A 24,498-nucleotide genomic window follows, 5' to 3' on the forward strand; every position below is an offset into this window, starting at 1 on the left:
TCCGGAAAGGGCGGTGAATGGCCTTTCCGAATTCGTATTCCCAACCGGCGTCAAGCGCCTACGAGAAGACGTTCGGCCAACTGAGGGGGAAGTTTGGCTTCCAGGATGCTTTTCGATTCCAAGTGATAGTCGTATTCCAACCGTTGATAGGAGACGGTCATTTCATCCGTATCGAAAATGACGTAGCTCATGCGGGGATCGCCGTCTCGCGGTTGTCCGAGACTGCCGGGATTGATGAGGTATCGCTTTCCGGTTTGCAGCGCGAATTTCTTTATCCCCCGAATCTGGCGGATGACGATTCGTCCCTCCTCGCCGGGAGCCTTCTTGGGATCTTCGGCGAAAACCATAGGAATATGAGTATGGCCATAGAAGCCGATGATGGTTTTCATGGCGGCGAGGGATCTTTGGGCGTCTTGGGCGGTGATGATGTAAGGGAAATCGCCGGGGGACGAAAAATCGGCGTGAGTGACGGAGAACAATTTTTGATAAATGGCCCCCAGCGGCAATTCGCCAAGCCATTGGCGGTTGGCGGGCGTCACTTCTTTCGCGTGCCATTCGATCGCCGAACGCGCCAAGAGGTTGAACTTTCTACGTTCGAACGCTTTCAACAGCGCGGAATCGTGATTCCCCATAAGGACGGGGATGTTATGCTCGCGCAGCAGTTGGATGCACTCGTTGGGATGGGAAGCATAGCCTACGACGTCGCCCAGGCATATCCACTTTAAGCCCAGACCGCTGGTATGAGCTATATACTTCTTTAAGGCTTCCCAATTGCTGTGAATGTCGCTGAAGATAGCGTATTTCATGGTCGTAATTTCGGATCGCTCAACTTGAGTCTAGCCGCCTGGATTTTTCTTTTCAACGCTTCCGCATCAAGACCCGCCTCTTCCGCTTTCAGCAGATGATCCCAGGCCTCGTCGAACATCCGCTGGCGAAAGTAGAGTTCGGACATATCGCGTTCGAACGCGCCGTCGCCTTTTCTCATTCTGGCGGCGCGCGACCACGCTTCCAAGTTTTTCGAAGGATTATCGAGAGTTTTATAAACGAGTCCGATTCGATACAACAAATCGAAGGAGTGGAATTCGGATTCCAACGCTTTATCGGCGAAAAGCTGCGCTTGCCGCCGATCGCGGACGGCCAAATAGGATTCGGCTAAAAGCAGGAGCGTTTCCGAATCGTTAGGAGTCTCTTTCAGGGCGGCTTTCAAATATTCCCTTTCTTTCAAGGGATTGCGCATCATGCGATAGTAAGTCGCCAATTTTTTATGGAGTTCCAAACAGTCGCCGCATCGGCCGGCGCCTTGGAGGAGCACTTTCTCCGCTTCCCAGAAAGCGTCTTTTTCGATTAACCATTCGGCGAATTTCAAATAAAGCGAAGGATGGTCTGGAGCCAAGCGGATGGCGGAACGAAAACAGGTTTCCGCCTCTTTCCTTAGCTTGACCGTCGTATAAGCCGTACCCATGATTTCAAGAAGTTCGGCGTTCTCCGGCAGCAGGGAGCGAGCCATCTCGAAATAGCCAATGGCTTTTCTTAATTCGTTCATCTGCAAATGGATATTTCCTAATTCGAATAACACGTCTCCCCGGTTGGGACTCAATTCTCGCGCATGAGTCAGTTCCTCCAGGGAATGGTCCAATTCGCCGATGAGATAGAAGGACCTGGCTCTTTCCAAATATTCGTCGGGGGAAAGAGGGGCTCCGACGGGATAACTGATCGGTTCCACGCCGAATTCGTTGATGTAAATTCGCATAAGATCCCGGCGAAGATCGGCGAAACTGAAATAGCGGTTATTCGCCGGTTTCTCCAGGCAAGTCATAATCGCCTTGGAGAAAGACGGAGAGACGCGGGAATTGATCTGGCTAGGAGGCGTTGGAGTTTCGAAGATATGGGCGCGGATGCACTCTTCCACGGTGGCTTTGGGCAAGGGAAGGCGCGCCGTGGCGAGATGATAGAGAACGCAGCCGACGGAGTAGATGTCGGAACGCGTATCCAGAGCTTTGCATAGGCATTGCTCCGGCGAGGCGAAGGCGGGAGTTCCCTGCATTTTCGAAAGCAGGGCGGCGGGATCGATTTTTTCTTTGCCGGCGAAGAAGGAGCGCGGGGATTCTTCTTCGATTTGTTCAAGACGTTGAGTCATGCCGAAATCGGTGATTTTGGGGAGGAGGTTTTCGCCGATCAAAATATTCTCCGATTTCAGATCGCGATGGACGAGGTAGGGAAATTTGCTGATGGCGTGAATCATGCCGTCGCAGATATGAACGCCGATTTGAATCATGGATTGAAGAGTGAGCGGGCGGGAAAAGATCAAGTCTTTCAGCGTCGCGCCCCGGAAATGGCCGGGAAGAATCCGTTCGATGGCGAGGTGAAGTTTGCCTTCGATCGATTTTAAATAATAAGCCCGCACGATATTCGGATGGCTGTCCAATCGTATCCACATCGACGATTCGTCAATGAACTTCTTGCGGTTTTTCTCCGAATTCAGATATTTGTCTTTGAATGTTTTAAAGGCGATGGGGCATCCGGTCTCGATATCCGTGCAGAGGTAGACGATTCCCATCATGCCGCTTTTTCGATCGTCGATGCGATAGCGGTTTTCGATAAGATCGCCTGTTATGAAGGGATCGGAGCTGCGTTGGTCTTCCACTGGAATTCTCTAATTTTCTCTTTTTCCGCCGCTTTTATCCCGGCATTACGATCATACTCTACATCGGATTTTTTTGTTATAGCATAACGCGTTTTAATTCATTTCTTCGAAACGGACTGGAACGCTTGACGAGTGCTCAGGTTTTCTCTTAGTCTTATAAACCGGAGCGCGCCGAATCCTGACGAACGGCTGGCGCGCCGGAGAAGGATATGCCTCGCTGGAGCATCCGTGGAAGCAAACGATAACCGATAACCCAAAAAAAACGAATAACCGGAGGAGCCGATTATGACCGAATTTTTCCCCGAAATCAAAAAAATAAAGTTCGAGGGACCCGATTCCAAGAATCCGTTGGCTTTTAAGCATTACAATCCCAAACAGAAGATTTTGGGAAAGACGATGGAGAACCACCTGCGCTTCGCCGTTTGCTATTGGCATACCTTCAAAGGTCTGGGCAGGGATGTTTTCGGACCGGAAACGATTATTCGAAACTACAACAAGTCGGACGATCCGATGAAAGTAGCCGAGATGACGCTGCAAGCGGCGTTCGAATTTTTTTCGAAACTGGGAGTGAATTATTGGTGTTTCCACGACCGCGACATCGCGCCGGAAGCGGACAATTTGGCGGAGACGAACAAGCGGTTGGACGCCATTGTCGCGGTGGCCAAGAAACTTCAGAAAGATGCGGGCGTCAAATTATTATGGGGCACGACCAACGCTTTTTCCCACCGGCGCTTCATGGCTGGAGCTTCCACTAACCCTTCGCCGGAAGTGTTCGCTTACGCCGCGTCGCAAGTGAAAAAGGCGATGGAGATCACGCAGGAACTGGGCGGCGAAGGCTATGTTTTCTGGGGCGGCCGCGAGGGCTACGACACGCTGCTCAACACCGACTTGAAGCGCGAACTCGATCACTTGGGACTTTTTCTCAACAAGGCTGTCGAATACAAGAAAAAAATCGGCTTCCAGGGGCAATTCTACATCGAACCCAAGCCCAAAGAGCCGACTAAGCATCAATACGATTTCGACGCGGGAAACTGCTACGCCTTTCTGCAGAAATACGGACTCGAAAAGGATTTCAAACTCAACATCGAAGCGAACCACGCCACGCTGGCGGCCCATACTTTCCAACACGAATTGGAATTCTGCGTCGCCAACGGCATCCTTGGCTCGGTCGACGCCAACCGGGGCGATTTGCTCTTGGGATGGGATACCGACCAGTTCCCCACCGATATTTACGAGACGGCGATGGCGATGTACATCATTCTGCGCGGCGGCGGATTTACGACGGGCGGATTGAATTTCGACGCTAAGGTGCGGCGTCAATCCATCGATCCCATCGATTTGTTCTACGCGCACATTGGAGCGATGGACGCTTTTGCCCGCGGCCTGAAAATCGCCGCCAATATGATTAAGGAAAAGAAATTCGAAAAATTCGTCAAAGCTCGCTATGCCGGTTGGGATAAGGGATTCGGCGCCAAGATCGAGAGCGGCGAAGTTGGTTTCGAAGAATTGGAAGCCTATATCTTAAAGAACGGGGAACCGGAAATTCAAAGCGGACGACAGGAAATGCTGGAAAATCTGTTGAACGAATATATCTGTTAATAGCGGGAAACATACGATTGCTTTAGGTTTCGCGGGGCGGCGGTCATGCCGCCCCTTTTCGTTGCGCGCGGCGATTGCTAAGCGGAGGCTTCTTCCAGCAAGCGATGGAAGAATTGGTCGAAGATTTCCCGGACGCGGTGAGTGTGCAGCGAAATCATGCCGAGAAAGATATCCGGCGTAGGTTTATGGGCGTCAAGCCGCAAGGCGTAGCGCCGCGTAAGTTTTTCCAATTCGTGGCGCTCTTGGGGAAGGGAATCCAAAGAGACGTTGTTGACGATGCGCAGACGGTTCTCCACTTCGCGCAGGAAAAGATAGGAAGCGATGAGATGGGCGGCGTCCGAACGGCTGAGCCGTCCCGCTTCCTGCGCTTGCCGCAGCGCTTCCAAAGTGGATGTCGTGCGAAGAGAAGGGTGGGAATGGCCGTAATGAAGAACAAGCGCTTGGGCGATGAATTCTACGTCGACCAGGCCGCCGGGGCCGGCTTTTAAGGTTTCTTTGCTTTTTTCCTTCTCGATTTTTTGCCGCATGGAAAGAATGGCTTCGATCTCTTCCTTGACGCAGGAGCGGGAGAAGAGAATCTCGTTTTTGATCCGATCCAAAAAGTCGGCGATTTGAGGATTGCCGCAGATAAAACGGGCGCGGGTCAAGGCCATTTTTTCCCAAAAGAGCGCTTGGGTGCGGTAATATTTGGCGAAGGCGTCCTGGCTGGAAGCCATGGGGCTGCTATTGCCGAAGGGGCGCAGCCGCATATCCGCATGATAGAGAAAACCCATGTAGGTTTTCGATTCGAGAAAACGGCCGTATTCCGCCGCCCAGCGCTGGAAGAATTCGGTGGAACTGATTTTCTCGGAGGAAACAGTTTCCGGATAAATAAAAACCAGATCGCAGTCGGAAGCGACGTTGAATTCGCGCCCGCCCAGTTTGCCGAATCCCACAACGGCGATTTCATGGGAGTGAGCGCGTACGAAATCGGGGAAGCGGCAGGCCAGCGTTTCGTTGACGGGCGTCAGCGAATGTTCCAGAACGAAATCGGCGATGTCGGCGAGTTCAACGCCCATGCGCTCCACGTCGGTGAAGCCGAGCAGGAAGCGAATGCCGCTGCGGAGCATGGCGGCGTTTTGCACGAAGAGAAGATGTTCCCGGCGATTCTTGGCGGGATAGGTCTTGGCGATAATGCGCAGATGATTGGCCAACGATTCCTTCGAGACGATTTCTTCGAAGACGCCGTCGCGGCCTATAGCCTCCATCAAGGAGGGATCGCGCAAAACCAGGCTGGTGAGAAACGAACTGCAACTGACGACGGAGACGAGAAGGTCCACGAGAGCGGGTTGATCGCAGAGGGTTTGATAGAGAGCGGAGCGGGCTTTGAAACTGGACGCCAGTTTTTCGAAGTTGGACAACGCCAGGTCCGTATCGGGACTGTTCTTCAAGCAAAGAAGCAGCCGGGGGAGCAGCGCCTTGAATAGACGCGTGGTTTTCGGCTGCAGATGAGCGTCGGGAGATTGGTTCAAGGCGTGAAGAAATGTATGGGCTTTTTTGGGATTTTCGAATTCGCAATCGCGAAGAATTTTTTCGGAACGTTCGTCGAATTTGCCCGATTCCAGAATGATTTCGGAAGGATCGCGCCATTCTTCGCGCTTGAATACCCCCTCGTAAATCCGGCGTACTCCCGCCCTGTATCGATCGTATTGTTTTTTTAAATCCTCGAACGTATTTATCCCCATGCTTTCCGCCAGACGGCGGCGACCCTCTTCGTCTTTGGGCAACTCGTAGATCTGGCGGTCGCCCACCATCTGCATGCGATGTTCGATGCGGCGCAGGAAGCGATAAGCGGCGTCGAGCGGGCCGAAGTCCTTGGAATGGAGAAGGTGGCTTTCGTGCATCCGCTTCAAGGAGAGCAGGGTTCCGGCCAGTTTGATTTCGGGATACTGGCCGCCGTAGAGCATTTGCACCGCTTGAACGAAGAACTCGATGTCCCGGATGCCGCCGTAACCGTTTTTAAAATCGTTCGCCTTCTCTTCGGGGCTGGCAAGTTGAGAGAGGTACTTGTTGCGCATTCGGTCGATGGAGAGGAGCACGTCCGCGATTTCGACTTCGTCTACGTATTTGCGGTACGTGAAAGGCGTGATGACGCTCATGAATTGACGGCCGATGTCCGCATCGCCCGCAATGGCTCGCGCTTTCAATAGCGCTTGCCGTTCCCAGTTTTGACCATAGTTATGGTAATAGGCTTCTACGGCCGCCAGGGAGACCGCCAAGGCGCCTCGGTCGCCTTCGGGACGCAGACGCGCATCGACGCGGTAGAGAAAGCCTTCCGGCGTCATCTTGCCGAGCATATCGCATATTCCCTGGGCTAATTGAGTAAAAAAAGTCCGATTGCTTACGGATGGCGCCGACGCGCTTTTGGTTTTCCCTTCGGATCGATAGACGAACATCAAGTCAATGTCGGAACTGAAATTCAATTCGCGTCCGCCGAGTTTTCCCATTCCAACGACGCAGAGCGAAGCGGGCGATCCTTCCTCTTCCGAATGCGGCTCCCCGTATTTTTTCGTCAACGAATCCCATACGATCGAGAAAACGGCTTGAACCACTGTTTCCGCCAAGTCGGATATCTCTTCCGTTATCTCTTGGATTTCGCCGCAGTCTCCCAAATCCCTCCAGGCGATGCGTATGATCTCCTGGCGATGGAATTTACGGATGGCGGCTTCTTTGTCATCCTCGTTTTCCATAAACGATTGGAGCTGTTGCTTCATCTCGTTGCGATCAATGCGTTTTATTGGAGCTTCTTGAAGGAGAGGGAGAATGTATTCCGGATGAACGCCGCCGATGGCGGCCAGGCGGGGCGAGAAGAAAACGAAATTCTGGATTTGTTCGATAACGACGGGCGTCAATGCCTCCCAGTTTAGTCCTGCGGTTTGCAGGGCGGCGGCGAGGTTTTCGTATTGAGGGGAAGATTCAGCTGTTGAATTCGCCATGACGAAAATCCTATTAATCGATTTGGACGGCGTTTTGGATTTTATCCGCAAATTGGCGCGCGGCGGCGGTTATGTCCTCGGCGCCCACGACGGCGGTAACGACGGCGATGCGTCTCGCTCCTCGCCGCAATACTTCGTCCACATTGCCGATCTTAATGCCGCCCATGACGGTGAAGGGATGATGAAGGACGGAATCGATTTGCGCGATAATGTCCGGTCCAACGGGATGGACGGCGCCTTTTTTAGTTTGCGTGGAGAAGATAGGGCCGATGTTGATATAGCTGGCGCCTTCTTCCACCGCCCGTTCGGCTTCTGCAAGGGAATGCGTAGAGGCGCCCAAAATGAAATCGGGACCGGCGATGCGGCGCGCTTCCGGGATGGGAAAATCCTCCTGTCCTAGATGAACGCCGTCGGCGCCTACGGCCAAGGCGATGTCAAGATGATCGTTGACGAGAAAAACAACGCCGCGCCCCCGCGTGATCTCCCGCAAACGATAGGCCCAAGACAAAAGTTCGCGCTTAGGCAATTCCTTGTCGCGCAGTTGAATGGCGCCCGCGCCGCCTGCGATAGCTTTTTCCGCTACTTCGGCGAAATCGCGGCCTTGAGAAAACTCGCGGCCCAGCACGACGTACAATCCAAAATCGAGTTTGCGCTCGTGAGACCAACATCGTAAACCCACCATCATGGGCGGCTCCAAATCGTAGCATCGATAACGCAGGCGTGAGAAAGATGCAACTGCGCCCGCATCGAGTCCGCGAAAGGATTCCTCCAATACGCGAAAGGATTCCTGGGCGCGGTGGATGTTGGAACGGGCCAGTTCGAGCAAATCCTGATGGCGGGCCGCTTGAAATTCACGGCCCACGTCGCCCGCGCTATCTCGGCATTCCAGGCCGCGATCCTGCAAGCCGGGAATGGATTTAATAACGGTCCACAATTCGCCGCGCAACGAGCGCCATTGTTCGGCGAGCATCCGATCGTCAAGCGCAAAGCGGGCGATGTCGCCAACGGTGCGCAAGGCTTCGGCGCAACGGTCGGCGTTGGCGTCGATCATGCGGTAGAGACCGGCGTCGGGACGTAGATTCATTGATCCTCGCTATAAGAAACGTAGGGTAGGCTCAAAGCGAAGCGTAGCCCGCCATTTATCAGGATCGTAGGATGGGTCGCGCTGTTTGACCCATCGTTTTTAACAAACCGATGGGTCGAAAGACGCGACCCATCCTACTTTTTTTTGCATCTTACGAGACGAGAGCAGTAGGGTGGGCTCAAAGCGAAGCGTAGCCCACCGCCATTCTCTAAAAATCTTTAACTGGGCTGCTGGCGGAGGCGTAGAGTCTTTTGGGAATGCGTCCAGCCAGATAAGCGGCTCGGCCCGCCAATGCGGCATATCTCATGGCGCGAGCCATGCGGATGGGATCCTTGGCCCCTGCAATCCCCGTGTTGAGCAGCACGGCTTCGCAGCCGAGCTCGAAGGCGCGGGTTACGTCCGACGCCGTACCAACGCCCGCATCGACGATGATGGGAACTTTGGCGCGTTCGAGGATGATGCGGATGTTGTTTTCGTTGAGGATGCCCTGTCCTGAGCCAATGGGCGCGCCCGCGGGCATGACAACGGTAGAGCCTTCCTCTTCCAAGCGCTTGGCCATGACGGGATCATCGGTGGTATAGGTCATGACGACGAAATCTTCTTTTACCAGAATTTGCAGCGCTTTCAGCGTTTCTACGGGATCGGGCAGCAGCGTTTCGGGATCGGCCAGGACTTCCAATTTAACTAAGTTGGAATTGTTGACTTCCCGCCCCAGCCGGGCGACGCGCACGGCCTCTTCCGCATTGTAGCAGCCCGCCGTATTGGGCAGGATGACGTATTTTTTGGGATCGATATGGTTGAGCAGATGATCGCTCGCGCCGAAATCCACGCGCCGCAGAGCGACCGTCACCATTTCTGTTCCCGATGCTTCCAACGCGCGTTCCGTTTCCTCGAAGGATTTATATTTGCCCGTTCCCACGATCAGACGGGAATGAAGAACGATCTCGCCGATTTTCAGAGGAGAATCGTCCGAGGCGTTTTCCGGTTTTATGGCATTCGTTTGAGACATAATTTGACCTCGATCTTGGAAGAAGAATGAATGGATCGTTTCTTATCCCATTAGGACGCAACGGCCTTCGGTCTCGCCGATTCAGGCGCCGCCGCCGACGAATTGCAGAATTTCGATTTCATCGCCTTTGGTTAGAGTATGAGAATCATAAGCTCCACGCTTGACGATGGCGCGATTCACCTCGACGGCGACGCGTTGGGGATGCAAATCGAGTCGGGAAAGAAGCTGAAGAATATTGGCGTTTTCTTCGATTTCTATGGATTTTCCATTAACTGTAATATTCATTTTCTTGATTGCTTTCGAATGCCAACGGCTATCGAAGGACTTTTTTTTAAATTATTGAGGAACGGCGCCGGAGAATAATCTATCTATCCGAAATCTATCGGCGGCGATATAGCTTGTCAAGACAATAGGATTTCATCCGTTTGTCATTGAAGATGGAATATCCATTAAGATAGCGATGCTCTTTCCTAGCATTCATGCTCCCGGCAATAATCGACAAGATCGCGCATGGGAACGATTTGAATTGTATTGGTTTTATGCTCTTTGGGTTGATATTCGCCCGAGGCGAATAGAACTAAATCGTCGTCTTGGAGCAAGCCTTTTTCGTATAGAAACATCCCGGCGGCGATCATACGGATGGAGCCTTTCAGATCGGGATACATCACCGGCCGGACGCCATAATACAAATGCAGCGCCTTGAAGGTCTTTTTCTCCGACGTGAGGGCGAGAATCTCCGGTTGTAACCGCAGGCGGGAGATTAACTGCGCCGTATGGCCGCGCCGGGTTACGGAAACGATTTTCTTCACCCCCGCCGTTTTGCAGAGACTTTTGATGGAGTCGCAAATCGCTCGTTCCGTTCCGGCGCCGATGGCGGGCGGTTCCTGGATATCGACGAATCGTTCGGCGTAGATGGCGATGCGCGACATCATTCGGATCGATTGTAGGGGATATTTCCCCATCGCCGTTTCTCCGGACAGCATCACGACGCCGGAGCCGTCCAGGATGGCGTTAGCGACGTCCGAGACTTCCGCCCGCGTGGGACGGGGATTTTCGATCATGGATTGCAGCATCTGCGTCGCCGTGATGACCAGCTTGCCCGTCTGATTGCATTTCCGGATGATGCGTTTTTGGATGATGGGGATCTCTTCTGGTTCCAATTCTACGCCCATATCGCCGCGGGCGATCATCACGCCGTCAGCGTATTCAATAATTTCGTCGACATTATCGACGCCTTCTTGATTTTCGATTTTGGCGATGATTTGCGCGCCGCTTCCCTCCAAATAACGGCGGCAGGCGATGATGTCTTCCTTATTGCGTGTGAAGGATAGAGCGGCGAAGCAGATATCGTTCTCTTTGATAAAATGGAGAGTTTGGACGTCTTTATCGGTCAGGGGCGGGAGGGGAAGCGATTTTTTGGGGAAATTCACCGCTCGTCCGCTGGTAATGAAGCCATCGTTCGTGAAACGGAATTGGATAAGCCGGTTCTCTTTCGCCGTTACGAAAGCTTCGAGGACGCCATCGTCGATTAATGCGCGATCGCCGACTTGCAGATGGTCGTAGATATCAGCATCAAGGCGGCATTCGTCGTTCTGGGAGAAACCGACGGTGATGATATCGCCAGCGTGTACCTGAAAATTATGCTGGGTCCGCAGGCGGATTTTCGGCCCTTGCGTATCCATAACGATGGGGATGCCCGCCACGCGGCGGACGTTATCCACAATTTGAGCGTATTCGCCGAAATCGCCATGGCTAGTGTTGATGCGTACAGCGTCCATTCCGCTTTCGACCATTTTAGTCAAGGTCTCAATAGAATTGGAGGATGGCCCGACAGTGCAAAGAATTTTCGTTTTTTTCATCGGCGACTATCCTAATACGGTTCCATGAACGTTGGATTCTCGTTTCCTTACGCCCAACGCATGAATTCGCATGCAAACGAGGGAATGATATCCGGGTGATTGGGGCGTATGCGGATAGCGTAACCGTGACGCCCGCTTTCCTTGCAGGGGATTTCGAAGCGGAAGTTGTAAATCCCGTCTTTGGATTCGCCGGTATAATGCGATTTGTATATCGTTCCGTTTTGAATTTCTCCCTTGGAATCCAATAAACCGCATAACAATTCCACAGCTACGTCGTCGGGAGACAAGGAAGCAAGGCGAGCGGAGACGGAGAGCGTAAGTTCGTCGTCTACTTCCAGATCGGAATCGACGGCGCCGACATGCGTGATGGCGACATCTTTCCAGGTCGAACTAATTTTTCCAACCCAAGACGCCATATCCTTTCCGCGAGCGAAATCGTTCGCTTTCATGGAAATCAAAGCGCGATGACCTGGAAGATAGAATTGCTCCGCGTATTCTTGCAACATGCGATGCGTATTGAAATGCCGTCCGAGAATTTTTATGGATTTTTTCATTTTGGCGATCCAATCTCTCGGCAATCCGGTGTTATCGCGCTTGAAGAATAGGGGGATGATTTCGTTTTCGAAGCAATGGAACAAGGAGTGGCATTCCACTTTGTCCTGTTGGGCGGGATCGCGAAATTCCTCCCGGTTGCCGATGGCCCAGCCGACTTCGGGATCGAAGCCTTCATCCCACCATCCATCGAGAATGCTGACGTTCAATCCGCCGTTGGGAGCTACTTTCATGCCGCTTGTACCGGAGGCTTCCAAAGGCCGTTGGGGAGTGTTGAGCCAAACATCGACGCCTTGAACCAGGTAGCGGGCGACGTTGATATCGTAATCTTCCAGAAAGACGATGCGGGAACGGAACGGTTCTTCCTGAATGGCATGAACGATGGATTTGATGATCTCCTTGGCGGGAGTATCTTGGGGATGCGCCTTGCCGGCGAAGATGAATTGAACAGGTTGGTCTTCGACCGTAAGCAGTCTTTTCAAGCGTTCCATATCGGAAAACAGAAGATGAGCGCGCTTATAGGTGGCGAACCGGCGGGCGAAGCCGATGGTTAAGGCGTGTGGACTAAGCGCTTCTTCCGCCGCCGCGATTTCGGCGCTATGCAGTCCGCGCCGAACCAATTGCTTCTTCAAGCGGTTACGGGCGAAGAAGACGAGACGTTCCCGCCGCCGCTGATGGGTGCGCCAAAGTTCGATGTCGGGGATGCGGTCGATGCGGTCCCAGACGCTGAATTCCCAAGGTCTCTGAACGAATCGGGGACCGAGATAGGATTCGAAGAGATCGTTCAAATCGTGGCTGATCCAGGTGCGGGTGTGGATGCCGTTGGTGATATGGGAGATAGGAATCTCGCCGTGGGGGACGTTGGGCCAAATGCAGCGCCACATTTTGCGGGATACTTCGCCGTGCAGCTTGCTGACGCCGTTGGAGAAAGCGGAACGGCGCAGCGCCAAGATCGTCATGACGTAGGGATCTTCGGTTTTGGCGTTGGGTTCTTGGCCAATGCGCAGGAAATCTTCCCAGGTTATTCCTAAACGTCCAATCCATTTCCCCAAATATTTCTTGAGAAGCTGAGGATCGAAGCGTTCGTTTCCGGCGGGAACGGGAGTGTGGGTCGTAAATACGGAGGATGACCAGACGATCTCGCGAGCTTCAGCGAGAGTGAGGCCGTTCGATTCCATATAATCCCGTATCCGCTCTAAAAGTTGAAACGCGGAATGCCCTTCGTTGATATGGAAAACGGTGGGCTTAAGTCCCAGGGCTTTCAAGGCGCGGTAGCCGCCGATTCCCAAAAGCAATTCCTGCCGGATGCGCATGTCGCGGTCGCCGCCGTAAAGTTGAGTGGTGATTTCGCGTCCCCAGGCGTCGTTGGCGGCGAAGTTCGTGTCGAGAAGATAAAGATTCACGTTGCCTACTTCAACCCGCCAGATTTGCGCGAAGACGTTTTTTTCTCCCATTTCGACGGCGATGACGAGTGGCTCTTTTTTTTCGTTTGTCACCAAGGTCACGGGCATTTTGTACCAATCGTTTTCGGGATATTCTTCCAGCTGCCAGCCGTCCGCATTGAGCCGCTGCCGGAAATAACCTTGCCGGTAGAGAAGGCCGACGGCCGCCAGAGGAATGCCCAAGTCGCTGGCCGATTTCAAATGATCGCCGGAGAGGATGCCCAAGCCGCCGGAATAGACGGGCAAGCCTTCGTCCAGACCGTATTCGCAGGAAAAATAGGCCACCATCAAATCCTTGCTTTCCGGATGGTGTCGTTCGAACCATTTGGAACTGGCCAAGTAATTTTTCAGGTTCATGTGCACCCGTTCCACATTGGCCACGAATCCGTCGTCCTGGGCCAGTTCCTTGAAACGGGCCTGAGGTACGCGGCCCAGCATGGCGACGGGATTCTGGTAGACTTCCTCCCAAATATCCGCATCAATCATGATGAAGAGGCGCACAGCGTCCCAGTTCCATGAGAACCAGAGGTTCATGGCGATTTCTTTTAGCGACTTTAGTTCATCGGGAAGTACAGGGGCTACATAAAAGGGTTCGATTTTCATGGTTGGCTCGCAATCTTTTTAATTTCGAAATGGGATCCATGGCGGTTCGAAATGGCGCGTTGACTCAGTATAGAATAGGTTTTCCTGGAAATGAATAAGCGGGGAGCATTTTTTTTCTTAGGAAATTGAGCCGTTTAAAACTCCTTTCAACTTTTTGCAGCGATTTATCCGAGCTGCAGAGATCGTAACTCAATCAATACAAGATATTGAATATTGAGATTTTATATTTGTCCGGCTCAATGGAGACTTTAAGTTCTTTTCTTTTTTCCTCTCAATTCTAATCTATAATGGAGAGATCGCTTTTCATTTCTTTGGAAAATTGCTTAAGCCATAATTTAGTTTACCGATATTACAAAGTGAACGGGTTTATCATCGGGCCTTAGCATTATTTGATCCTTATAGCGGCGAGTAATTGGAAAACCTAGGGAGTACTAGAGATAGTATATAGGATGATTATCTCTTTGTGATTCCTTGATTCATGAGGAGGAGGTAGTATTATAGATTGTATCTATAATCTATAGATAATATAATAAATAACTTTTTTGTTGAAAAAAAATAAATTTTAATATAGGATTAATTGATTATATAATAAATTGATTATTGGATTCCGAATCCTTTTTTGCAATTGTTGAGGGATTGAAAAAGGCGATCATCATATCACCGCGAGAGGTGAACATGGATATTCGTTTTTTCAATCCGACAGCCTCGGATAATGATTTTGCCCTCTATTTTATATTGGGGATGACGGTATTTGTCCTAATTTTAATGTACGCCTCCTATCGTTACCGCCGTTTTAAACGCTTCAAAGAATTCGTCGAAGAAATGAAGCAACTGGATCTGGATCAGAATCAGGAGAACACTCTATCGGGAATGGTCAAGCGTTACGCCTTGGACGAGCCGGTTCAAATCCTGATGTCTCTTCGCTTATTCGACGAAATGGCGACTCATGAAATCGCCCGCATCCTTGGCAGTCCCGCATCGGCGGCTACGAAAAAGCAATTCATCGATCTCGTTTACGAGATTAGGAAAAAAACCTACCACCCCGATATCGTGAGCGTCGCCGTTCAGGAAAATGGTTCCTCGGCGGCATAAGCCGCTATCCGCTTCATTTTTTTCCGCACAGCTCCATAAGCCAGGCGGAGGCGATCATTCCTCGTTCGAAATCTTTTAAATGGAATCGCTCGTTGGGCGAATGAGCGCCGTCGTCCGGTTGTCCCCAGCCGAGCAGAAGCGTATGCAATCCCAATTCCTCTTTCAGCGTAAGAACGATTGGAATCGATCCTCCTTCGCGAATAAAGACGGGAGGTTTTCCGAAAGCGTTCCGGATGGCGCTTTCTGCTTCCGCCATAAAGGGCGCGGAGCGGGGAAAAGCCACTGGACCGCAGCCGGAATGAGGAGCGAAAAGGACGCGAATATGGGGCGGAGCGATTTCCTGGACGTATTCGCGGAACAAGGCGTTGATTTTCTTGGGATCCTGATGGGGAACGAGACGCATAGTGATTTTCGCGCCTCCCCAAGCGGGGATGATGGTCTTGGAACCTTCGCCTTCATAACCGCCGAAGATGCCGTTCACGTCGAGGGTGGGACGCGCCCACTTGCGTTCGATGGTGGAGTAGCCGTCTTCGCCGAACAAGCCTGGCAATTTCAATTCGCAGCAGAAACTTTCATCGTCCCAAGGCAGTTCGGCGAAGGCCTTTTTTTCCCACAGTTCCAATGGAGCAACATCGTCATAGAAGCCGGGGATCAAAATTTTTCCCTTGGCGTCTTTCAATTTGGCGACGATGGCGCACATCTCGTTCAAAGGATTGGGCGTCGCGCCGCCAAATGAACCGGAATGCAGATCCCATCCCGGCCCCTCCACTCGAATCTCTTCCACGCAGATGCCGCGCAAACCGTAGCAAATCGCGGGCATGTCCGGTGCGAATTGCGAGCCATCGCTGATGACGGCGGCGTCGGCGCGCAAAGCTTCCTTGTTTTCCCGGATAAATTTCTCCAGATGATTGCTGGCGATTTCCTCTTCTCCTTCGATCAGGAAAATAAGATTCACCGGTAAACTACCCCGGATTTTCAGATGCGCCTCCGCCGCTTTGACATGGGTATAAATCTGCCCTTTATCGTCGGAGGCTCCCCGTGCGAAAATTTTTTCGTACGTAATCGTTGGCTCGAAGGGAGGAGTCAACCAAAGATCGATGGGATCGACGGGTTGGACGTCGTAATGGCCGTATATCAAAAGAGTAGGTTTCCCTTCGCCAGCCATGTACTTGGCGAGGACGACGGGATTGCCAGCCGTTTCATGCAAGGAATTCTCGAATCCCATGCTCTGAAAACGAGTCATGAGGAATTGCGCTGCTCGACGGCAATCTTCGCGATGCGCTTTGCTGGCGCTGATGCTGGGGATTCGCAGAAACTCTTTCAGTTCTTCGATGTATTGGGATTGATGGTTTCGGATATAATCCGCAATCGATTCCACGATGAATTCCTCTTTTCTTTTTGTTTGTTTCGAATAGGGAGCGCCATAACAGGCGAATGGAATGGATTTTCGACAAAAATCCTTTAACAGCCTTTTAACAACTCTTTACACCATTCCGCCTTCGAATTTCGCCCAGAGTAGTGATAAAATAAAAACGATTATTGATCCGTATGAAACGATATCCTATCATAAACTTGAACCGGATGACGATTCTATTCCAATTGAAATTGCGATGCGTCTTGCCTAGGATTTTATCGTCTCGAATGAATGCGTCAAATATCGGCAGCGAATCGGAGACCGAAAAGATATGAGAAAGATCGCAATCAGGACTATAGGAGCGATCGTCGTTGCGGCGGCGGTCGTTTTAGGCATTATGGCGTTTATGGAATATCGAAGCTGGAATAAGCCTTGGGGGACGGCGGACCAGCAATTCAATATCGAAATCAGCGAGGGCATGAACGCCCGTCAAATCGGGAATTTATTAGTGGAAAATGGCGTATTGAAAAATACGACTCTCTTTCTTATCCTGGCCGATTTGCGAGGTTTCGGCGAAAAACTGAAAGCGGGCGAGTATCTGGTCAAGGGAACCCAAAGTCCTTACGAAATCGTGGAAATGTTCGCCGAGGGCAAGAATTATCTGCGATCGCTCGTCGTGCCGGAAGGCTTCACTCAGATCGACATCGCCAAGGCTTTGGAAGGTTTGCAGGTTTGCAAGAAAGAGGATTTTCTCAAGGAATGCCTGTCCCGCAATATCTTCAAATTCGTCGTCGTTCAGGCGCCGGGCGGCGCCAACGCCGCTTGCGAGGGCATACTTTTTCCCGATACTTATTTCTTTATCAAGAATCAGGAGACGGAAAGAATTTTCGATCGCATGTCCAACCATTTCCAGAAGGAATGGGAGAAAATCCTGGAAGACGCCTTCAAAATCAAGGCGAATGGATGGTGGTGGCAGGAGGGGGGCGCGTCGGAGAGTCAACAGACGCATCGCGTCGTCGTCCTGGCTTCCATCATCGAGAAAGAAGCCAAACACGATGAAGACCGGCCTTTGATCGCTTCCGTCTTCGTCAACCGCATGAAGAAGAATATGCCGCTGCAGGCGGACAGCACTATCCATTACGCCTTGGAAGATTGGTCGCGCTCGCTGCAACTGAGCGATTTGGAATTCGATTCGCCGTACAATACCTACAAAAACGTTGGATTGCCTCCCGCTGCCATCTGCAATCCGGGAGAAGCCTCGTTGCGCGCCGCCGCCATGCCGGCGGATTCCGAGTATCTCTATTTCCTGACTATGAAGGACGGTTCCGCCCAATTCAGCATGACCAACGAAGACCATATTAAACTCAAGATAGAGATGAAGCGGCAGAAAGGCGCCGAATGATTGGCAAAACATATTTGGAATAAGAGCATCGCCGCTCTTTCGGCGTTTGAAAACGATTTCCCGATTCTCAAGAAAATTCTTAGAACTCCGAATCGGGATTGAAGGCGTTGCCGGGGCCGAACAGATAAATATCTCCGTTCGAGACAACGCCGTTGCTGGAATGATAGTAAAGAACGTCGCCCGCGTAATATTGGGAGTAAGGCATGAAATAAGGCCGGTCCCATTCCCAGCATTTATCGGGGCCGGGGGATGTGAAACCGAAGCGGAAATTCTGGCGCGGCGGATCGTAGAGCCGAACGTTCTTGCGTCCCGCGACCGAGGTTTGCCTTCCCGGCGCCCGAACTCCGCCGTAGCCTTCTTTCGTCGTATACCAATAATGCTTCACGGCTTTGTCTTCCCAAGGCGTATCGTCCGCCCAGGGATCGAAGGGAATGACGGACATGTAGGCGATCGGCGTCGTTAACCGCCAGCTCTGCGTGGCCCAAGACCATAAGCAATTCGGTTCCTGCCCGTCGCAGGGATAGGCGTTGTAATCCGTGTGGTACATCTCCACCGCCGTTCCTAGGTTGCGCATATCGGCTTGGACGCGCGCGATTTTGGCGCGAATCTGGGCGCTGAGAAAATTAGGAACCGCGATCGCCGCCAGAACGCCGATGATGGCGACGACGATGAGCAGTTCAATCAACGTAAAGCCTCGGTTTCTCATATAAATAATATCCTTGCTTCATGCTCGCTCAGGGTACGCATTTCCATCCCCTCGCCCTCTGGGACAGCGATTGGTTAAATAGTAAATATACTTGAAAATGGCCTTCCTCAGCAAGATGAATTAATAAATTGACCATTCGTCAACTTTTGTACCGTCGTCGCCCCAAATTTGGACGTTATCAATGCCCCAATACCAGCTCCAAGTACCCATATAGCACCAACGGAAGCGCACGGAGGCTTGACGATCGGCTTCGGGAACGCGATAACGAATAAAACGCTTATTCTCCATTCGGTTTTCTTCCACTTGCGGATAGATGAACGGCGCCAGGTCAGCGAGCGGCGTTTTGAGAGCGGCGAAAACATAATCGACGTAAGCGTATTGCGTACCATCTGCTATATTCTCAGGCCGGAATGTGGCCGCCGCATCGACTTTCTCTTGAGCGTCAAAAGTTACGTCGGCGCTCTCCAGGTAATAAGCAAGGGGAAGCCAGGTTCCCGTAACGCTTCCGCCATCCGAAAGGTCTCCGCCGTCGATCGTATATTCCACCGTCGCGATGTTATCCTGGTTTTGGAAATAATCGCTATTGAAGATCAAGTAGACATTGGAAACTTGACTGAGATTGTAAACCGGCGACAGGAGATGCGCCTCGAAATAGGGATTGCCGTAGGCGGCGGAATCGGCGTGGCAACTTTTCCCTTCCGCGACGGGCGTCTGGCTGTCGAAGACGGTTGGAGGATTGGCTTCGTAATCAGGGTAATATTCCAAGGCGTTGAGAACGTCGAGAGGCTGCACCGACCAGGATTCGTAGCCTTCTACTCCGCCCGCATCCGAGAAACTTACCGCTTTCCATCCCGAAGGCAATTGGCCCGCAGCGGTGGATTCGTAATCTTCCAAATACAATTTCTTAAGCCCCAAAATCGGCGGCAGAGTGAAACTAACCGGATCGGAAAATTCGGAATTTTTCCCGTTGGAACCCGCATATTGTACGCGGGCGTAATAAGTTTTTCCGAAAGCGAAACGGCCGTTTTCCAATGGGATGGAAACGAGGTTCGCGCCGCTGTCGATGGCGGCGGCCAGCGCCGTGAAGTTGGAATCGGCGGACGCTTGCCAGGTGGAGAGGGAATGCGTAACGTTAGAGGAAGCAATAGAAAAAGCGGAACCCGTGAGAACAACATTTTCGAATGCGCCCCCTATAGAGACGGCGAGCGCTGGTTTGACGGGAATGCTGGGATCAATGGGTGCAATCTCAGCGCCTAACGGCCCCTTTAAAGCGGCGGCTTCATTCGCCGTCAGTCCCCGGTCGAACATCATAATCGTCGATATGTCCATCTCGCCATCCTCGCCGTTGTCGTCAGCCAGGAAATAGCAATAAGGCGTATCGTGCGCATCGGTGTAGAGGGCAAAGCGCCCATCGACGCTTTGCCCCGAGCTGGCGCGGATCAGGATTCCATCGAGATAATAATCGATGGTTCCCGCCGCCAAATCGACGGCAATGATCAATCGATACCACTTTTGAGGTTGAATGGCGAAGGAAGAATATCCCGTGGCGCCGACGCCGATGTTGCCGGATTCGTTCACGAAAGCGTCCGCGTCGTTGGCGTTGTCCGCATTCGTTTGGTAAAAGGCGTACCATTTCCCTAACTCGGGAACCCGGAAATCGAAGACGAAGGAAAACTGGTTCACGTATTCGCCGCCGCCGTTCGCCAGAACGCCATGCCAACAGCGATAGAAACTTCCCGTAGGAACCGTAACGGCCTTATCGTTGCCGCTGACGCCGCCGATAGAAAAAATCTCGCCGAAAGATTCCAACTCTTCGCCGATCGTCGCTTTGGCGGGATTATTGGAATCGTTGAATTCCCATAGCCCAATAGGCTGCGGTTGAGAGTAGGCTGAAGCCCCGCCTAAAAGTCCCGCCACGAAAAGAATCGCCGTCCAACGAATGCCGCCGATAAAAATCTTATCTCGTTTCATCATTGCCTCGTTCTCAATTAATGTAGGATGCCGCGAAAGCGATTTCGGATTATTTTATCCTAATTGGAATAAAAAAAAAAAGATTTTTGTTAGACGTTTATTATCGAGCATGATTAAAAAAGGTCGTTCGATCGGCGTTATTCTTATTTCACGGTTTACTGGCGGAGCGTCCTTCGCGATTGCCATCCGTCCTTTGGACGGAATCGCTTCGTTCGCAAGCCACGAGGCGCGAACGCCGCGCATTCCCGGTTGTATGAGCATATTTAAGATATAATAAAAGTAGAGGCCAGTTGAACGAAGCCGACTATGGGCAGAAGGAAAGTTCGAGGTAATGAACGGAAGAAGAGCGTCATCATGTTACCGGTTAATCCGTTGGGCGACGCTGCGGCCGCGGAAGCCATGGTCGCGCAAGCGGCGAAAACCCAACGCTCGGATCGTTTGGCGCAAATCGATATCTTCGACCGGCATCTTTTCTTGAAACTGGAACAATCCCGGTTGGAAGTTCAGCCCCTCTCTACGCTTTTTCCCAGCCAGAATATCACCCAATACGAAAACAAGCCGCCGCATTCCCAACCCACCGCCCATCGCCGGGAGGCTCCGTTGCCGGAAAAGGAAGAACGGCGTCCTTTGTTGAAAAAAAGACAAGTTTATCAACCTTTTCTTTTCGACATGGGAATCGATCGCGTCTTCTCCGATTATTCCGAAAGCGCGCATCCGCCGGAATTAGGCCGAAATATCAACGTAACGGCGTAAGATTCCTTTCCTAACGCGCGATACTCGATCTTATCCGTCATCATCGATTCATCCCGCATTCTCGCCTAGAGTTTTCTCAATCGAGAAATGCGGAAGCCATAGGCGTCAATGGGATTTTAACAGGCGGGTAATTATAAATTTGTATTGATTCCATTCGAAAAACTGTTCATTTATAAGCGTTTTTTTCTCATCCGCTATTTCGTTTAGGAAGGAAGAGACGACGACAAAGTTCTTTTATGCAAAACGATTCAAAGATTTCTTTTTTTCGCATTCACGTCTCTCGCTAACTTTTCGGCGTTCCTAGCCAATTCGACAATCTCTTCGATCGCATTCTGGTCTTCCAGAGAAAATCCGGTTTCTTTCTTTTGATAAGAAACGGAGATGCGAACGCGCTGCAGGTTATAGACGCATTCCGTTAATTCGATGAAGAGATTTTTCTTGCTCTCCAAAGCCATCTCAATCCGATTGAACAAATTTCTTGCCCGTTCTAAATACTCCTGTATCTGCTTGTTCATCAATTTGTCTCAACCTCATTAAGGATTTATCCAATTCATGCCGGAATCTTCATTTTCTTGTTGAAACGATGCGATTCAAGCATAAGATTATTCCGGTTCTTTTTTTTGTAAAGCGAGGGCGCCGTCATAAACCTCAAAGCCGAATCTCTGAAGCAAGCCGGATGAGTCGTCTTTACGAATTGCTCTATGAGAGCCTTTACCCGGTTTCCAACCAACCCGGAAAAATTTCGGCGCCAAATCAATCAAGAGTCTATCGGAATCCAATATGAGCCGCGGGGCGTTGCAGCCTAGTCCCTGACGGCAAATCGTTCTGGTGGAGAGAGAACGGCTTAATAGGGTAGAAAAGAAGACAATTTCGAAAACAGTCGTAAAGTGGGGCGCGGCCAATATCGCCCCGATAAAAACTCTTCGGCGGGAAGATCCGAATCCCATGGAAATGAAGAGCGAATCGTTATTATTATTTTATTTTTTTCAGAGCATCTTCCTCGTCAACATAAAAAGGAAAGACCTTATGCAGACCGACAATTTCGAATAGTTCTTTCATCTGGGAACGAACCGAACAGAACGAAAGAGAACCTTTCTTGGATTTTAATTTTTTGCTGTTATCGACTAAGACGCGAATCCCCGTGCTGCTTAAATAATCGACATTGGCGAAGTTGAGAAGAACCTTAATGGCTCCTTCCTCGATAACGCGATCAAGGACGGAGGAAAACTCTTTTAAATTCGCGACATCCAATTTGCAGTTGGGTTGAATAATGGTTATATTATTTTCTAGACGCACGGCGAACAATTCCATGGGCTTCTTCCTTTATCTTGTTATATTTTTCAACGCGATCGCTTCATTCATTACTTTATCTCATAACAGACGGCGCCTTGTTCAATCTCTTGATTTTCTGTTAACTTTGCCTATGACTCGTTGAAAGCGTATGCGCTTTGTATTCGTTCATCGTTGATTTCTATACAACATTTTAGAAGATATTTCAACTCTTCGATTTAAAGAATTCGGGACAAATTATAAAATAAAGTAGTTGAAATATCGACGATATTTTCTATAAAGGATGATCCTTATTGATGACCGGCAAGGATATTCTCCTAAAAGCTTTACGAAGAGAACCGGCGCCGCGGACGGCATGGCTTCCGTTCGTCGGAGTGCACGGAGCGCAATTGATCGGCGCCAGCGCCGCCGATTATCTACAATCGAGCGTATTAATCGTCCAAGGATTGAAAAAGGCTTACGAATTATACAAACCAGACGGATTGCCCGTGATGTTCGATTTGCAAATGGAAGCGGAAATTTTCGGCTGCGAGTTGATGTGGTCGGACGAGAGTCCGCCGTCGGTGGCTACGCATCCGCTCTCGCAATGCGCATTGAACGATCTTCCCGTTTTCGATCCGGCGAAGGGCCGTTTTCCTATCGCCATGGAAGCGTTGCGCCTTCTCAAGAAGGAGATCGGCGAAGAGATCGCGTTTTACGGACTTATCACAGGGCCGTTTACCCTGGCGCTGCACCTGATGGGCAACGATCTCTTCATCAAGATGTTCGATCAAGGCGAGGAAGTGAAAAAAGTTCTCGCTTTCTGCGCCGAGGCGGGCAAGAAAGCCGCTGAGGCTTATATCGGCAATGGCGCGGACGTCATCGCCGTCGTCGATCCCATGACCAGTCAGATTTCGCCCGCCCATTTTGAGGAATACGTCGCTGATCCCATCAACGCCGTGTTCGATCATGTTCGCGGCTGCGGCGCTTATTCCGCTATTTTCGTTTGCGGCGACGCCAGCCGCAACCTCGAAGTCATGGGTGGCGCCCGCTGCGATAACATCTCCATCGACGAGAATATTTCCTTAGAAAAATTGAAGGAAATCGGCGAGCGCTATGGCAAATCCATCGGCGGCAATTTGAAACTGACGGTGGCTTTACTGCTGGGGCAGGAAAACGACGTCCGCCTGGACGCCATTCGCTGCCTTGACGCTTGCGGCGGTCCCGGCTTCATCCTGGCGCCCGGCTGCGACATCCCCTGGGGCGTCCCGCCGGAAAATTTGCAAGCGGCGGCGGAGATGATTCACGACGAATATAAGCGGGAGACGGCGCGCCTGACGCTGCGTGCGGGATCCCAGGATTTGTACGACGACGTCGTTCCGCCGGATTACGCGAGAGAAAAAGGCGTCCGGGTGGAAATTATTACGCTCGATTCTACCAGTTGCGCGCCTTGCCAATACATGTTGGAGGCGGCGCATCAGGCGGCGGAAATTATTGGACAAGGCGTAACCGTCCAGGAATATAAAATCAAAACCCGCGAGGGATTGGGCATGATGGTGAAATTGGGCGTGCGCAACATTCCCACCATCTGCATCGATGGCGAGCCGCGCTTCGTCTCGCTATTGCCCGACCGCAACGCTTTAGTGGCGGCGATTCGTGAGCGGTTGGAACAAAAAGAAAAGGACTTGCGATGATTCCGGTTTGCCTGGCGACGGGCTTCTTAGGCAGCGGCAAGACGACGCTGCTACAACGCATCGCGGACCAGCGCCGCCAGCAACGGCTGGTTTACATCGTCAACGAATTCGCCTCCATCGACATCGACGGCCAGCGGCTGCATTTGCCCGAAGGCCAGATGATCGCCATCCCCGGCGGCAGCATATTCTGCCGCTGCCTGACGGGCGAGTTCATCCGCGTACTGCGGTCCGTCGCCGATAGGATAGGAGAAGACGGCAGTGTGGAAGGCGTTATTATCGAAGCCAGCGGCATTTCCGATCCCGGCGTCATCCGGCAGATGCTGCATGAGACAAAACTGGATGGCGTTTATTCTTTGCGAAGGATTATCAGCGTCGCCGATCCGCAAAATCTATTGAAACTGATCCATACTCTGCCCAACATCGTCAAGCAAATCCAAGTCAGCGATCAAGTATTATTGAATAAGACGGATTGCTATCCGCCGGATGTCGT

General features: G+C 51.5%; 20 protein-coding genes. 7 read left to right on the plus strand and 13 right to left on the minus strand.

Translation table 11 applies throughout. The features are described from left to right. Positions 1-50: 50 nt before the first annotated feature. Together AB1656_13380 and AB1656_13385 are read right to left on the minus strand one after the other, a co-directional pair. Complete coding sequence (locus AB1656_13380; protein MEW6236373.1) at positions 51-806, minus strand: metallophosphoesterase family protein; 756 nt, start codon at positions 804-806, stop codon at positions 51-53. Beyond that, entirely contained in the window at positions 803-2,644 is a 1,842-nt protein-coding gene (locus AB1656_13385) for a protein kinase (protein ID MEW6236374.1), read from the minus strand. Before AB1656_13385 ends, AB1656_13380 begins: the two co-directional genes overlap by 4 nt. A gap of 285 nt (positions 2,645-2,929) precedes the next feature. Here AB1656_13385 and xylA point away from each other — a divergent pair, with 285 nt between their 5' ends. Continuing rightward, the gene (xylA, locus tag AB1656_13390) at positions 2,930-4,243 is read left to right on the plus strand and encodes a xylose isomerase (GenBank protein ID MEW6236375.1); all 1,314 of its coding nucleotides are present in this window, start codon (positions 2,930-2,932) and stop codon (positions 4,241-4,243) included. Between the two features lie 77 nt (positions 4,244-4,320). Here the strand turns inward: xylA and glnE are convergent, their stop codons facing one another. From glnE to glgP, 6 genes are all read right to left on the minus strand, one after another. Continuing rightward, positions 4,321-7,218 carry a bifunctional [glutamate--ammonia ligase]-adenylyl-L-tyrosine phosphorylase/[glutamate--ammonia-ligase] adenylyltransferase gene (gene glnE / locus AB1656_13395; protein ID MEW6236376.1) on the minus strand — a complete coding sequence of 966 codons (2,898 nt, stop codon included), beginning with the start codon at positions 7,216-7,218 and terminating at the stop codon, positions 4,321-4,323. 13 nt (positions 7,219-7,231) lie between these two features. After that, complete coding sequence (gene thiE / locus AB1656_13400) at positions 7,232-8,302, minus strand: thiamine phosphate synthase (GenBank protein ID MEW6236377.1); 1,071 nt, start codon at positions 8,300-8,302, stop codon at positions 7,232-7,234. A gap of 208 nt (positions 8,303-8,510) precedes the next feature. Further along, complete coding sequence (locus AB1656_13405; protein ID MEW6236378.1) at positions 8,511-9,311, minus strand: thiazole synthase; 801 nt, start codon at positions 9,309-9,311, stop codon at positions 8,511-8,513. An 81-nt stretch (positions 9,312-9,392) separates the two neighbouring features. Beyond that, positions 9,393-9,596: a sulfur carrier protein ThiS gene (gene thiS / locus AB1656_13410; protein ID MEW6236379.1), complete on the minus strand. Its 204-nt coding sequence runs from the start codon at positions 9,594-9,596 to the stop codon at positions 9,393-9,395. A gap of 185 nt (positions 9,597-9,781) precedes the next feature. Then, positions 9,782-11,170: a pyruvate kinase gene (pyk, locus tag AB1656_13415; protein ID MEW6236380.1), complete on the minus strand. Its 1,389-nt coding sequence runs from the start codon at positions 11,168-11,170 to the stop codon at positions 9,782-9,784. Positions 11,171-11,217: 47 nt separating this feature from the next. Next, the gene (glgP, locus tag AB1656_13420) at positions 11,218-13,767 is read right to left on the minus strand and encodes an alpha-glucan family phosphorylase (GenBank protein MEW6236381.1); all 2,550 of its coding nucleotides are present in this window, start codon (positions 13,765-13,767) and stop codon (positions 11,218-11,220) included. 675 nt (positions 13,768-14,442) lie between these two features. Here glgP and AB1656_13425 point away from each other — a divergent pair. Further along, positions 14,443-14,859 (plus strand): hypothetical protein, encoded by a 417-nt coding sequence (locus AB1656_13425; protein ID MEW6236382.1) that lies wholly within the window; start codon positions 14,443-14,445, stop codon positions 14,857-14,859. Between the two features lie 13 nt (positions 14,860-14,872). Here AB1656_13425 and AB1656_13430 read toward each other — a convergent pair whose 3' ends face one another. Next, entirely contained in the window at positions 14,873-16,237 is a 1,365-nt protein-coding gene (locus tag AB1656_13430; protein MEW6236383.1) for a dipeptidase, read from the minus strand. Positions 16,238-16,298: 61 nt separating this feature from the next. Here AB1656_13430 and AB1656_13435 point away from each other — a divergent pair, with 61 nt between their 5' ends. Both AB1656_13435 and mltG read left to right on the plus strand, forming a co-directional pair. Continuing rightward, entirely contained in the window at positions 16,299-16,484 is a 186-nt protein-coding gene (locus AB1656_13435) for a hypothetical protein (protein ID MEW6236384.1), read from the plus strand. Positions 16,485-16,544: 60 nt separating this feature from the next. Then, the gene (gene mltG / locus AB1656_13440; GenBank protein ID MEW6236385.1) at positions 16,545-17,615 is read left to right on the plus strand and encodes an endolytic transglycosylase MltG; all 1,071 of its coding nucleotides are present in this window, start codon (positions 16,545-16,547) and stop codon (positions 17,613-17,615) included. 79 nt (positions 17,616-17,694) lie between these two features. Here the strand turns inward: mltG and AB1656_13445 are convergent, their stop codons facing one another. Continuing rightward, a complete protein-coding gene (locus tag AB1656_13445) occupies positions 17,695-18,321 on the minus strand; it encodes a prepilin-type N-terminal cleavage/methylation domain-containing protein (GenBank protein MEW6236386.1) in 627 nt (208 codons plus the stop codon). A gap of 120 nt (positions 18,322-18,441) precedes the next feature. Continuing rightward, the gene (locus tag AB1656_13450; protein MEW6236387.1) at positions 18,442-20,295 is read right to left on the minus strand and encodes a hypothetical protein; all 1,854 of its coding nucleotides are present in this window, start codon (positions 20,293-20,295) and stop codon (positions 18,442-18,444) included. Positions 20,296-20,646: 351 nt separating this feature from the next. Between AB1656_13450 and AB1656_13455 the strand changes: the two genes are divergently transcribed. Beyond that, complete coding sequence (locus AB1656_13455) at positions 20,647-21,045, plus strand: hypothetical protein (protein ID MEW6236388.1); 399 nt, start codon at positions 20,647-20,649, stop codon at positions 21,043-21,045. A 248-nt stretch (positions 21,046-21,293) separates the two neighbouring features. On the opposite strand, the gene AB1656_13460 is transcribed toward AB1656_13455, so the two are convergent. Both AB1656_13460 and AB1656_13465 read right to left on the minus strand, forming a co-directional pair. Continuing rightward, positions 21,294-21,560, minus strand: coding sequence for a hypothetical protein (locus tag AB1656_13460; GenBank protein MEW6236389.1), 267 nt, complete (start codon positions 21,558-21,560; stop codon positions 21,294-21,296). Positions 21,561-22,017: 457 nt separating this feature from the next. Then, on the minus strand, positions 22,018-22,356 hold the full coding sequence (locus tag AB1656_13465) for an STAS domain-containing protein (GenBank protein MEW6236390.1): 339 nt from the start codon (positions 22,354-22,356) through the stop codon (positions 22,018-22,020). A gap of 275 nt (positions 22,357-22,631) precedes the next feature. Here AB1656_13465 and AB1656_13470 point away from each other — a divergent pair, with 275 nt between their 5' ends. Both AB1656_13470 and AB1656_13475 read left to right on the plus strand, forming a co-directional pair. Then, a complete protein-coding gene (locus AB1656_13470) occupies positions 22,632-24,008 on the plus strand; it encodes a uroporphyrinogen decarboxylase family protein (GenBank protein ID MEW6236391.1) in 1,377 nt (458 codons plus the stop codon). Beyond that, positions 24,005-24,498, plus strand: a 494-nt coding sequence (locus tag AB1656_13475; protein ID MEW6236392.1) for a GTP-binding protein, incomplete at its 3' end; no start/stop codon positions are given. The genes AB1656_13470 and AB1656_13475, both read left to right, overlap by 4 nt.

It is taken from the genome of Candidatus Omnitrophota bacterium (assembly GCA_040755155.1).
GTDB lineage: Bacteria > Hinthialibacterota > Hinthialibacteria > Hinthialibacterales > Hinthialibacteraceae > JBFMBP01.